The 14,132-nt window shown below is 38.6% G+C and carries 8 protein-coding genes; 1 reads left to right on the top strand and 7 read right to left on the bottom strand.

What is annotated here, in order from left to right; genetic code table 11:
• The first annotated feature begins 115 nt into the window (after nucleotides 1-115).
• Complete coding sequence (locus HPY74_02070; protein NSW89462.1) at nucleotides 116-3,253, top strand: heparinase II/III family protein; 3,138 nt, start codon at nucleotides 116-118, stop codon at nucleotides 3,251-3,253.
• 177 nt (nucleotides 3,254-3,430) lie between these two features.
• Here HPY74_02070 and HPY74_02065 read toward each other — a convergent pair whose 3' ends face one another.
• From HPY74_02065 to HPY74_02035, 7 genes are all read right to left on the bottom strand, one after another.
• Nucleotides 3,431-4,696: a neutral/alkaline non-lysosomal ceramidase N-terminal domain-containing protein gene (locus HPY74_02065; GenBank protein ID NSW89461.1), complete on the bottom strand. Its 1,266-nt coding sequence runs from the start codon at nucleotides 4,694-4,696 to the stop codon at nucleotides 3,431-3,433.
• A 47-nt stretch (nucleotides 4,697-4,743) separates the two neighbouring features.
• The gene (locus HPY74_02060; GenBank protein NSW89460.1) at nucleotides 4,744-6,516 is read right to left on the bottom strand and encodes a hypothetical protein; all 1,773 of its coding nucleotides are present in this window, start codon (nucleotides 6,514-6,516) and stop codon (nucleotides 4,744-4,746) included.
• A 210-nt stretch (nucleotides 6,517-6,726) separates the two neighbouring features.
• Nucleotides 6,727-9,273 carry an S-layer homology domain-containing protein gene (locus tag HPY74_02055; protein ID NSW89459.1) on the bottom strand — a complete coding sequence of 849 codons (2,547 nt, stop codon included), beginning with the start codon at nucleotides 9,271-9,273 and terminating at the stop codon, nucleotides 6,727-6,729.
• Nucleotides 9,274-9,306: 33 nt separating this feature from the next.
• Nucleotides 9,307-10,461 (bottom strand): ABC transporter permease, encoded by a 1,155-nt coding sequence (locus tag HPY74_02050; protein ID NSW89458.1) that lies wholly within the window; start codon nucleotides 10,459-10,461, stop codon nucleotides 9,307-9,309.
• A 25-nt stretch (nucleotides 10,462-10,486) separates the two neighbouring features.
• On the bottom strand, nucleotides 10,487-11,167 hold the full coding sequence (locus HPY74_02045; GenBank protein ID NSW89457.1) for an ABC transporter ATP-binding protein: 681 nt from the start codon (nucleotides 11,165-11,167) through the stop codon (nucleotides 10,487-10,489).
• A gap of 18 nt (nucleotides 11,168-11,185) precedes the next feature.
• Complete coding sequence (locus HPY74_02040) at nucleotides 11,186-13,279, bottom strand: HlyD family efflux transporter periplasmic adaptor subunit (GenBank protein ID NSW89456.1); 2,094 nt, start codon at nucleotides 13,277-13,279, stop codon at nucleotides 11,186-11,188.
• Nucleotides 13,280-13,493: 214 nt separating this feature from the next.
• Nucleotides 13,494-14,075 carry a glycerol-3-phosphate responsive antiterminator gene (locus tag HPY74_02035; protein NSW89455.1) on the bottom strand — a complete coding sequence of 194 codons (582 nt, stop codon included), beginning with the start codon at nucleotides 14,073-14,075 and terminating at the stop codon, nucleotides 13,494-13,496.
• Nucleotides 14,076-14,132: the final 57 nt, after the last annotated feature.

The following is a 14,132-nucleotide window of genomic DNA, read 5'->3' as shown; positions in this document are numbered from 1 at the left end:
TAACTATGAAGTATCGAACTATAGTAATTTTTTGATCTTCAGCTAAAATTAAGAAATTATTAATATAACTTATAGCTAATTTATATTTAATCTAGCTTATAGGGGGAATAATATCATGAAGAACAGCAGGACTTGTGTAGTAAAAATGGAAAGTACGTATTACAGAGCTGATAAACTTAAAGCAGCTCGCGACAATATTTCAAAATATTCCTGGGCTCAAAAGCTCTGTAACGAAGCAAAAGCTTTAGCAGATAAATGTCTTATGCTTGGTTATGAACGTCTGTGGGATTTAGTGACATGTCAAAGAGTACCTCGCAGTACGCTGCATCATCTAAACAAAGGTTGTCCAGTATGTAAGGACGAAGCTACCCGAAAATTCGGTTCTAACCTATTCAGTGTAAATTGTATTGATGATCCATGGAAAGTTCGTTGCTTAAACTGTGGTTCGCGTTTCCCATCTAATGATTTCGGCGCATATTATAAAAGTGGTCTTGACAATTTGGGAAAATTTGTACCTGAGTTGGCTGACCGCTCGCTCTTAAAAAATACACTATATCCAGATAAACCTGCAGATTGGTGTGTTGATGATGGGTATGGTTATCATGAAGAGGATGGTGGAGTTTATCACTTTATTGCCTATTATAATTTAAACGCTATTTGGTCAGAGGGTCTTACCACGCCAGGATCTCATCCAAGTATGATTAATATGCTGTGTGCGCTACGAGATGTATATATTTATACCGGAGAAGAAAAGTATGCCTCTTTAGGGATAGTTTTGCTTGATCGAATTGCCGACGTTTATCCTGACCTTGATGTAACACATTATCCTCTTGAAAAAGGTTACTTGAATAGTTGGGGTTCAGCTCTTAAAGGTAAAGCATTGGGTTGTATCTCAGAAACTAATCTATTAAAACAGCTTTTATTGGCATATGATGCGTTTTTACCTGCAATGGAAGATGGAAAATGCACCGATGCGTTAGATTTTATTACTAAAAAAACTTATAATTTTCACTACTTAAATCCACGCTGCTCGATGCGTGACGTTAAACAACATATTGAAGCAAATATTATTACTGTGGTTTACCCTGCGGTACGTAACGCCTATGTTTATGGAAACTGTGGTATGCATCAAAGTACTCTTGCGCTTGCCGCAGTAGTTGTAGACGATCCTATTAAATCTAAAGAAATGCTCGATTGGATATACAAACCGGGCGAAATTGAATTAGAGCCGTCCTACCATATGTCAGGCGGTAACCTATCTAATATTTTACTCACCCTTGTGGATAGAGATGGTCAGGGTATGGAAGCTTCCCTGGGATACAACTCCTTATGGCTTAGTACTCTTAATGAAATAGCTCAGTTTTTCGATGGATATGATAGATTTAGTCATGTTGATTTGTATTCACATCCCAAATTTAAAAAAATGTTTTCAATATATCCGTATGTTGTTTGCTTAGGCATGTACCATCCAACTTTCGCTGATCATGGTAAAACCGGTAATCCTGATCTAAATAAAGGAAATTTGCCGTTCTTGCTCGACGGATACAATAAATACCGTACTCCTGAGCTTGCGCAATTAATATACTTAATTAATGGCAACAGTGTAGAAGGTCTACATTTGAATATTCTCAAACCAAATGCCGGACAAATTGCAGACGATATTTTACAGGTTATAAAGCAACATGGTGAACTACCAGTAAAAAGTATTAATAAGACCGGTTACGGCCTGGCAATTTTAAAATCCGGCAAAGCAGATTACCGTAATATAGCTAATGATACTCAGCGTGATATATGGCTTTATTATGGTCGCAATATATGGCATGGACACCGCGATACTTTAAATTTAGGCATTCATGCTTTTGGTCTTGACCTTGCACCAGACTTAGGATATCCGGAGTTTGCAAGGGTTGAATGGCCTAACCGTTCAGAGTGGAATAATAATACAATTAGCCATAATACAGTTGTCGTAAATTGTGAAAAACAAGACATGCAATTTGTAGGTACTCCATTACATTACGAGGATTTTGACGGCTGTAAGTTAATTGAAGTTTCAGCTAAAGGCGCTTACCGCTGTGTAGATGAATACAAAAGAACTCTTTTCTTTGTGGATATAGATGACAAAAATTCATACATTGTAGACTTTTTCAAAGTGAAAGGAGGCAATGAACACCACTATAGTTTCCATGGCCCAGAAAGTGAAGTAACAGTATCAGGCATTAAGTTAAAAAAGCAAGATGGTGGTACTTATGCAGGTCCTGATATAGAGTACGGTGTACGTGCAGATCGCTTAGAAGACAGCATACCAGGTTATAAAGGCAGCGGTTTTCATTATCTGTATAATGTTGAACGATGCGAGAAACCAGCTCCAGTATTCAGCGTTGACTGGGCGGCTATAGATACGTGGGGCGTTTGGAAAGAAAAACAAGATATTCATCTAAAGCTTACTATGCTTACCGAGCTTGACGATGTAGCACTAGCCGACGGTAAACCTCCGCAAAATAAACCTGGCAATCCTGGCAGTTTGCGTTACCTTATTGCTCATAGAAAAGGTATTGAACTGGAAAGTCTTTTTACTGCTCTCATTGAACCTTATAAAAACCAGAGTTTAATTTCGGATATATGTCTTGCGAAAACTTCAGAACCCGGCTGTACAGCAGTTAAAGTAAGTTTGGCAAATGGCAGAATAGATTACATTATCAATGTAGAAAATTTGGGAGATTTAGGCAAAATGTATACCATAGACAATAGGATTACAATGAACGGAAAAGCAGCATTGTTATCGTTCAAAAACGACCAGGTGGTAGGTGCTATGTTATGTGACGGTACCATTCTTGCAGTATATGAAAAACCAGTAATTGAAATGCCACTTCCAAGAATAACCGGAGAAGTAGTAGACTTCACACGTGAGTTAAGCGATGAAAATTATATAAAGGTGCATCTTGATTGCGCTACTGAGCCATCAGCTTTGGTTGGAAAATTCATTTATATCGACAATGGCTCCGACAATAAGGCTTGCTTTACTTTTGCAAAGGAATTCCCCTTTTCTCCGGACAACCACACTTATGTAACAAACCGTAATGCAGTATATGAAATTATAAATGCAGAACAGATTGGCGATAATGAACTTGTCATTTATATCGGTAACACAACGCTGATTAGAGGGTATGTCGACTACTTCGACGAGAAGAGTGGCTATGCCTATGATATTGCTCCCGGCATGAAGTTTTATATTCCTTTAAGTGCAAAAAAATAATTGGTAAATAAAAAGAGGTTCTATAAATTAATAAGATAAAAAATAACCAGTCAAAAAAATATAATGGCTGGTTATTTTTATATTGCTTTTTATTTCTCTAGATTCACTGTAATTTCTTGATACTCCCTATAAACCAACACTAACTATAACTAGAAATTATACTAGAAACCTAAGCATCTATAACCGTTCCTTTAAAACTTTTGCCACCATTTCAGCCATCCTCTCTCCCTCACCAGGTTCAAGAGGTAGTTTAAGGTACAGTAAACAGGATAGAAATCCTGCATATCCCTTATTTTCAATGTCATCCCGAGTCGGAATATACCTCATTGAAGTATTCGCATTGCCAATTGTTATTATATTCATATGTGGTACAGCCTCTTTTACAATTGTGCCAAGCATCGTAAATATTTCACCCGGGAATCCAACCAAAACCACATCCCCTATTCTGAAAACCTGAATAGTTAGAGACTCAATATATGGATCGGCATTTTCCTTAAGCTGCCTTTTTATTTCTTCGGCCCATATTTGTGAAACCCTATACAATCCAGGATTTTCATCTTTCTTTTGCGAAAAATATTCCACATACTTATCTATGTCTTCGTGGTTATATTGCTGCAGTTTAAGTTTTATATTTATATCAAATGCATCAAGGTGCAAATCACCCATGGGTTCACACCCTGATAAACCTCTAATAAAGCCATCCGCTATTCGCTTGCCATATTCATCAATTACCTCCGATGTGCCGGATCCCCATTTTTTAAGGTTTGATACCGGATCAATATCTCCACAGAAACCGGTTAAAAATACTGCGTCAAATCCCTCTTTATTTAAGGCTTTTACCATTCTTCCGGGGAAGTCCGCGGAAATATCTCTTACCGGTCCAAGGGTAACAGGATGGCAGCCATAGCTTACCAGGGCAAGAGGTCTTCCCTCATCAAAATAAAATGCAATACCACGTACATTATTATCAACAGGGCCATCAGAGCGTAATACCCTGTTAAATCCTATAGGTTCAATTGATCTTACTATGCTCTTTGCCTGCCTCACATCTCTTAAATCTCCATATGCCATTTTACCGGCATTTACAAGGAGTTCGGGTAAAGAATCCAGGTATTTTTCATCCGGTTCTCCACAGCCTATCAGTTTTCCTGTTGCAGGTCCGGTATGTGTGTGTGTACAGACAATCATTATACTTGCTTTATCAATACCAAGCTCATCAGAAATCTGCTGTTTTACAATATCGGTAATAGACCGGTCGATGGCCACAAGATCACAGTTAATTAACAGCATGCTTTTATTATTATCTTCATCCTCAAACGCCACCGCCCTTGCATAAAGGCTGTCAAGCACTCTTTCTGCCTTTCTGCCGGGGAACCATCCATAACCGCTTAGTTCAACACCTAAATCTGGTGTTATGTCAACGCAAGAATATCCTATTTTCATTTTTATAGCACCTCACTTTTTTGCACTATTATCCCGAGTTCTTAACTCTATACTACCTTATACAATTTCGTTTTACAGGCAAAATAAATTTCTCCCTTAGGACCAATGGTGGCTGTACCAACATAGCCAGGGAGTTCAATGGCATGTTCCATCTTACTATTGGCAGGATTAATAAAATACATATCTTTACCGCAAAATACAGCTGCAATATCTTCGTTATACTCTATAATACAGGAGCAATGTCCTCCTACCTTTATAGTATTTATAAACTCCATTGAACGGCAGTCAAACACCCGGATTTCATCATTTATACTTATAAGGCCGTAGCTCCCAATAATACCTATTTTACCCGGCTTTTCCCCTTCAGAGAATTTCATTTTCCATACAATCCTGCCGTTTGTATCCCATACACACAAGTAGAAAGGCTCAACTTTTTCAGGCAGTCCATTTCCCCAGCCGTTTGTAGTAAAGTAAAGGTATTTGTCTCCTGCTGCTAACGACTCAATATTCTGTCCGGGTACTGGGTCATACCAGGAATCTACTTCCAATGTACCAGTATCTACACGGGAAAGCCCGCCGCCATATACGCCATACCTTGCAGTCCATCCCGTCCAGAATGCCCCATCAGGGCCTATAATACTTTTGGCATGGGGCCTGATTAATTCAGGAGCAACTGATTTTAAAGTCTTTGGATTTATGTTGTTTATCTGATCCCATGGCTTTTCCGGATCATAAACCACATGGTCTCCACCCGCATAGCAGGACATGAATAACTTACCTTCTGCCCACCTCATCCCGTATACTTCACCGCCGTTATTGGTTACAGTAGAAGAATTCCAGTATTTACCGTCATCAGTATTGTAGCAGAATATTGTCTGACCAAAATTACTGGAACCCCATATCCGGTTGTACGGATCTGAGGTTATGGTCAGTATACCTGTAGCCGGAGCCTCAACAGGTATTCTTTCCAGTTTTAAATGTCTGTCGTTTTTATTTAATATAAAATATTCCTGTCCTCTTATACCAAAAAGTTTTCCCTCTTTTAGCTTCAACATTCTTCCTATACCCTTGTCTGAAGGTATCCTGTCGTCGGTAATATTCCGGTCTTTAAGGAGTTTTTCAAGTTTGCTGGCATATGTGTCTTTACATAAAGGTTCAAGAGTATAAGGGTGGTAAAAGTCAAGCTCTCCTCTTGTTTCCGTACATACAAAATCTGCATTTGCTTCTTTTATTATTGCTCCTTCTTTACCAAACTCCTTAACAGTACAAGTTTCTATATCCCAGGCTGCTACATGAGATTTTTTCATGCCGCAATTAATAAATATTTTCCCCGGAACATCCCCATATACCATTCTGCTGTACATATTTCCTTCATGCTCTGACACTTTGCCCAAATTTTCAAGTATATGCTTTTGAGGATTGTACCGTAATAATACACACCCCGGGTAAGTTCCTCCATATACCATACCATCCGAACCCTGCACCAGGTTCCAAATATATGTTTCATTTTCATCTCTCAAAGGTTCTGCCCATGTCCTGCTTTTTAAATCAAGGCAATGAAGGTATCCCCGCGTCCCGCAAGTACCTACCAGTAATTTTTCATTGTTATATAGAAAAAGAGCCCATGCACCTTCATCCCCCGGCAGCTCTATCCATTCTCCTTCTCTTGATTCAGTATCAATAAACACCAATCCTCCCGTTTCTCCAGAAACAAAAGATGATAATACCACCTTTTCACGGCCATCCTTTGGGTCATTAATCTTTATTGCACCTAAAAAACAGAAATTCCTGCATGGATTCCCTAAATATCTATATTGCATTTTTTACTCAACTCCTTATCTCCTTATATATTCATTTTATATTTAATTACTGTCTTTTACAATTACAATTAACAACTTTTTTATAAAGAGAGAGGAGAGAGGTAAAAAATAACAGATAAGATTTTTTACTTCCCTCCTCTATTTTCCCACACCTAAACGTAATATAATGCAGCTTAAGATGGCATTAATGATAGGCAACCAATAATATAACTATAAAATATCCACAACCTTTCCATCATGCCCAAACAACAAGGTTACATAGTTTCCGACTTTCATTGAGCCATTCCTACCATTAATTTTTGAAAAATCCATATTTCTATCAAATTGATAAGTGACATTGTCTATTTGAATATACTGTGGCGACAAAATATTTGGTTTTATTGCGGAAATAACCCCACTTTCTCTTTTGTCCACGACCAATATGTATCTATTGCCGCCCCAGATATCCGATACTTCATAAACAACATCCCCATAGTAAATTTCTGAGCTCTCTACAATCTTGTCATTTTTAAGAATTGTATCACTAATCGACAATTCTATCGGACCTACTTTTGTAGTTACAGTATAGCCGGACCTGTTTACTACCGGCTTACTGTATACAGGGTCAAAAATAATCCCATAATCATACCCTGTTTTATCATCATTATATGCAAATATTATGGATGAATTTGCATTCAAAATATCTTTAAGGCTGTTGTAATCCTGCTTCACTCCTTTATAATAATAAACCGTCTTTTGAGGAAGAACCATGTCCGTAAGTTTGCCTTGCTTCTTTCCTGATATATAGGTATCAATTGCAGAATTGACCGTAACCTTTTCAAGGGATTTCAGCTTTCTATCTACCATTAGAATACTGTCCCCATCAATTACTGCCCTGTATTTGTTCCCAAGTTCAAGTTCCGGTTCATTACTAATGTTATACAATATACCAACATCGGTTATTACCTGGTTTTCCGAAAGATAATCAAATATACGTGAATTGCCCAAAATTATGCACTCACTGTAAAAACCCGGCGCAGAAGTAAAGGTATTTTTCATATCGTCACTAACATCATCCTGTAATTCCAATGAAACTTTTTGGTTGTCAATTCTTGCATATTTTACAAATTTACCTCTCATTCCGGAAGGATCAGTATTAGTGTAATAGGTTACTTTTGAGCCATCTTCAAGGAATAGCTTGACAGTATAGGTTGTATCCTTTAAACTCTCGGATGCAGGAATCAAAGTACTGTAATTCAATACAAAAGCATATTTCGAAGCCGTAACCCCGTCCGGACGCAGAATATCTATAATCTCTCCATTTATTCCTAAAAGGGCAATAACACTGTCTCCTATAGTAAATGAGCCTTTTCTTCCATCAATCTTATTTTTATTAAAACTGCTGCTTAAGTCATAGGTTTTACCGTCCAATTCCAGTGCACTTGCTGCCATAATATTTGGGATAATACCGGTTATACTGCCGAATACCTTCTTGTCCAGCACTGATATATACTTATGATTTCTCCATATATCTGTAACTTCATACACAACATCTCCATACTTGATATCCTTTATGGAAATTACTTCACCGTTTTTTATAATCGGAATACTTGCCGAATCAATGTTAACTGAACCTATGGATGTGTTCCAAGGTTCAGTATCCCTTTTTACTTCAGGATTGCTATATATAGGGTCGAAAATTACTGCATATTCATACCCGTTTTTATCTGTATTGTAGGAAAACACTATAGATGAATTTTGCTGAAGTATGCCTTTCACAGTGTCAAATCCCTGTATTCCACCTTTGTAATAATATTTAGTTTTTTCAGATAAAATTATAGTGCCCGGACTTTTATCTTCCAAGTAATAGTTTACCTTGTTTTCTGTAGCAGAAATAACCGTTATTCTTTTTACTTCATTAAGAGGGGTTGATGCCCATACAACTTTATCGTCTACAATAGTAAGCCTGTACTTATTGCCCGGTTCCAATCCGGTACTGCCGTATTTAAGCATGTTGGCATTAAGGTAGAAAATCCCCTTATCGGTAAGTACCTGGTTTTCTTCAATGCCGTTATAAGTATTTGAGTTGCCGAGAATAATGCATTCAGGATTGGAACATACTCCTGAAAACTCTCCAAAGGTTTTAGCTTGCTGTGATGTAGCAGACTCCTTCATTTCAGTATCCAAAAACCTGTTAATTAACTTTGCCGCGGCCCACCTTGGAATAGCATCATTGTTGCCGTACTCGAAACCTTCCACTAATCCGATGCTTTTTGCCTTTTCAATATAATTTCCAGGCCATATGCCACCTAAATCTTCGTCTTTATAGCCCAAAGCCCTTATTAATGCTGTTAAAAACTGGGCATAGGTGATAGGCTGTTCCGGATTAAACTTTCCGTCAGGCATTGCCGCAATATACCCCTGTTTCACCGCTGTATTAATATACCCGCTGGAATACCTGCTTGCAGAAACATCAGGGAAACCAGTATACCCTTTTAATAACGCTGCCCTTTCTTCAAGCCCTGATGCCCTGACCATTAGAATAGCAAACTGCTCCCTGGTTAACAGTTCATTTGGCCTGAACTGCCCTGCCCCATTGCCATTTATGATTCCCAGCGCCGAAAGACGGGCGACATCTTCATAATAACTGGCATCTTTGTCTATATCACTGAATATATCATCAAATACACCGTTAGAACCACTAGAGTTTGCATAAATGCTTGCAAAGGAAAATACAATCATCATCACCGCAAGTGTTAAAGCTACAATTTTTTTCATTGTTTAATGCACCTCCATATTAATTACTCTTCGTTATTCATACCTTAGGGCCTCTATGGGGTTGAGGTTGGCGGCTTTATAGGCCGGGAATATTCCAAATATAATACCCACAATAATAGATATTCCAAAAGAAAATATAATCCATGGAATAGAATATACTTCCGGTACAATATTAAACCCTCCTAATATAAACCGGATAACGCAAATTCCCAAAATGACGCCTAAAATGCCTCCAATTCCTGTAACCATAAGCGCTTCTATTAAAAACTGTACAAGGATATTTCTTTTTTTCGCTCCTACTGCTTTTCGTATCCCTATTTCCCTTGTCCTTTCAGTGACCGATACCAGCATTATATTCATTATTCCAATGCCTCCTACCACCAAAGAAATAGTTGCTATTCCGCCCAATACTATCATCATCATACCAGTAACCGTACCAAGCGTAGATAGCATTTGTGCTTGATTAAATACCCTGTAAAAAGTGTTATCCCTATAATACTGTGATAAGAGCGAATTGATCATTTCCATTACACCTTCTACATACTCCGGTTTTGTTACTTCAAGAGCAAAGTTCCTTATTGTTGCATTTCTCATAAACCTCTGCGCTGTAGTAACAGGAATTATGATCTGGTCATCGTTTGATTGTTCCTGTCCTCCGTCTATTTCCTCGAGAATTCCAACTATTTTGAATAGTTGCCCGTCTATTTTTATACTTTCGCCAATAGGGTCTAAATCTTTAAATAGAGTTTTTGCAACAGCGGTTCCTATAACTGCAACCTTTTGCCTGAAATCAACATCATACTGCAAAATAAATCTTCCGCTCTGGACATGCCTATTTCTTACAATTTCATATTCCGGACTTGTCCCTATTACACTCACTGTTCGGCTTGTTCTTCCCACTTTTACCGTAAAGCTGCCTGAAACTTGTGGTGACAACGCCAATATATAATCAGAATTTTGATCGGCAAATTCCTTTAAATCTACATATGTAATATCCCTGCTGCTATTCCTTCCCGTGATGGTAATCTGGATTAAGTTGGTCCCCAGGGATTGGACAGTATCAGTAATACCTTTTGTGGTCCCCTGGGCTAATGCCACTGCTGCGATAACTGCCCCGACACCGATAATAACTCCGAGCATTGTAAGAAACGATCTCAGTTTACTTCCCATGATACTCTTTATCGCCATTTTATATGCCTGGACTATTCCCAAATCAGTTCACCTCCTTGTCTTCAATAATTTCTCCGTCCTGTAACCTAACAATTCTTTTTGCATTACTTGCAATATTGTTATCATGGGTAATCAAAATAACCGTACTTCCATTGTTATTTAATTCTTTTAATATCCGTAAAATTTCTGCACCTGAGTGGGTGTCAAGGTTACCTGTAGGCTCATCTGCCAATATAATTGGTGCTTCACTTACAAGAGCCCGGGCAATGGCAACCCTTTGCTGCTGCCCTCCGGAAAGCTCGGAAGGCTTGTGGTGGACCCTGTCTGCAAGGCCGACGCTTTCTAATGCCGCTAAAGCTCTCCTATGCCTCTCCCTTGCCCCCATTCCTCTATATATTAGTGGAAGTTCAACATTTTCGAGTGCTGTAAGTCTTTGTAGCAAATTAAAGCTTTGAAAGACAAATCCTATTGTCCTGTTGCGTATATCTGCCAGCTGGCTGTCGGTCATATTGATGACTCCCCTTCCATTCAACTTATATGTGCCCTCGGTAGGAGTATCAAGACAGCCCAATATGTTCATTAATGTCGTCTTTCCTGAACCTGAAGGCCCTATGATAGCTACTAATTCCCCCGAACCAATCTGAAGGCTGACATTCTTAAGAGCATTGACCTTGTTCTTACCCATCTGATAAATTTTACTTACATTGCATATATCTATTAGCATATCAAATCCCTCCGGTTATCAGTTCGTTCTTGTGCCGGAACCCTGGTTATCACGAACATTGGGCACTTGAAAGTTTCTTCCTCCGGTACCTCCGGTACCTCCCGGCACCACCGTAGACCCGCCACCGAAGCCGCCGAAACCGCCAAAGCCTCCCATGGGATTTGTAGTTTTAGAACCGGAAGAGTTCTGTGACTGGAATATAGGCGGGAGAATTACCTCATCTCCTTCCTGGAGTCCGCTTACTACTTCAATATATGTTTCGTTGTTTACACCCGTCTGAATAAATACAGGTACTGCATCCTTGTAATAATCGGCAATTCTTGGATCCAATGTGGTATTTCTCCTTAGAAAATTCTCCATTAAAGCAGAAGCTCCTTCACCTGTACGGTTGTTACTTCTAACATTATTTTGGTCATTTTGGTTGTCATTTTGATTATCGGAACTGTTGAATGCCTGGTTTGGGTTCTGGTTTGCAATGCGATTTGCAAACCTTGAATCAGTAGACCTTTCTTCTACGTTGCTTTCCTGGCTGCTTGCCTCGCTGCCTCCCTGGTTATTTGCCTGGCTGCTTCCCTGGTTACTTCCCTGCAGCCCTCTCCTACTCCCCCAATTACCTTGATTACCTTGCATGAAATCGCCGGGTACTACAGCACTTTGCTGCAACTGTCCATCATTTCTAACGAATACCATTGCCCTTCCTCCAATGTTGGTAACAGCTTCTATAGGAATATACAAAATATTATTTTTTTCAATAACAAATATGCTTGCGTTGCAATTCATACCTTCCTTGATTCCCTTTGGATCCGATATTTCTATGGTAACAGGGTATGTTGTGACTCCCCCTTGTGTTGAACCCTGAGAAGCAATCTTCTTTACAACGCCGGTAAAACTCTGTCCTGAGTTTTCAGCTATTGCGTCGACAGTTACATCTACTTTTTGTCCGACTGCTATCCTTGGAATATCAAGTTCATCAACAGATATTTCAAATTCAATATTATTAAGATTAATAACCGAACACAAAACTTCTCCTATCTTTACCTGATCCCCTTCTACAAGCTCCTTTTGGTCGATAATGACACCGTCAATCGGCGCATATATTTTGCAGTTACCAAGTTGTTTCCGGGCTTCTTCCAACTGTTTCTCTAAATCGTTAACCTTAAGGCTATTTGATTCTCTGTTCAAGATTAGTTCATCATTTTCAAAAACCACAAGTGTTGTCCCGCTGTTGACAAACTGGCCGTCCCTTACTGGTATTTCTTTTACGGTTCCACTGGTTTCAGCTTTCATTACTGTTTTGTTTATATATACCAACGTCCCGCTTTCAAGGCTGGATATTGCATCTCCTCCTGTTTCAATTTGTGCACTGGCTATAATCCCTTCTTCCAGCGCACCGGGATTATCTAACGTTATTTCTACATTGCATGCCAATCCTCCGTTTGTCATAGAATACGGTTTTTCTTCAACATATGTTACCGTACCATATACTACCTCCATAGTATCTTTTAGATAAACCGACGCCCTCTCACCTATCTGTATTTTCTCTATAGCAGTATTCCTGAAAGGGAGTGTTATTTTAAGTTTTGATTCATCTATCAATGTTAACACTGCAGTATTTGATGAAACTGAGTCCCCTTCCTTTACAGATATGGATGTTACTCTTCCGCTGAAGGGTGCAACCATATTAAGATTTGCTATTTCCTTTTGTACCTTTTCGTATGTAAGCCTTGCCTGACTCAGATTAAGTTCAATTTGCCGGACATTTGCCTGATAAGTACTGTCATCCAACTCAAAAAGAAGGTCGCCCGCCTTTACTTCATCCCCATCCTTATAATAGGCTTTAAGAAAAGTTGCGCTAACACTGGCAGTAACATCCTTTTTAGATGAAGACGCAGCTGGTCCCGACCCCGTAACTGTAACACTAATGTTGCCTCTTCTGGCTACAGCAGTACGCAACTCAATGTTATCTTTTGCCGAGGCTTTCATAACCATCCCCCGCACCACAAAGAAGCCTGATACTCCTACTACAATAGCCAGTATAAAAATTAAAAGCTTCTTTTTTGAAAATACGTTATAAAATTTTCCTCTCAAACCTGCTTTGAGTCCTGTATTCACCTTATCAACCTCCCAATATTTCTAACAATTTTAATACTTTCAAAAACTTTAATGATTACAGAAACATATTATAGAAAAAAAATATGATAAAATTATGAAAATAATATGTATTATTTGTGAATATTTTATGAACGTAAGGTAAGGTAGGTGATAAGGTAAGGTAGGCGATAAGGTATCTATAAAGCCTTGTTCCATCAAAAGAGAATTTGCTATGTTACAACCCCCAAAGCTCTTTTTTGCCTGTAGAGATTCCCAATGCACCTGCTTTAAGGGCACCAATTATATCCTCTTTACTATCAATCAAACCACCTGCAATAACCGGTAGGGATACATCTCTGCAAAAACGATTGATAATTTCAGGCATTACTGCAGGCATAATCTCTACCATATCAGGCTTTATCAAGTGGACGGATTTAATTGCTGTTTCATAAGATTGGCTATCTACCAGAAAAAAACGCTGAATTGTACATATGCCTTTCTCCTCTGCATACTTTACCTGGCTTGTCCTGGTAGTAATTATACCACTGGGCTTTATAACTTCTGCTATATAATCTATAGCCCTGTTATCCTTACCAAGTCCTTCCAATAGTTCAATATGGATAAACACATTTTTATTATTCTCTTTGATTCTCTGTACATTTCTTTCTATACTAAAAATATCCGCTCTAAGAAGAAAAATTGTCGTTATAGGCATATTAACGGCATACTCAATATCCTCATCTTTCCTTATAGCGGCAATAACCGGATTTTCTTCAATTTTTCCGATCAATTCACTTAAAGTGTTTGATTTATTCATCGTATAATTAATTATCACCCGATCCTATTTGATTTTTCTACCAGTTAGCCTGATTAT

The organism is Bacillota bacterium (assembly GCA_013314855.1).
Lineage (GTDB): Bacteria > Bacillota > Clostridia > Acetivibrionales > DUMC01 > Ch48.
The sequence above is the reverse complement of the archived record's forward strand: the minus strand, read 5'-3'. Positions and strand labels throughout refer to the sequence as shown.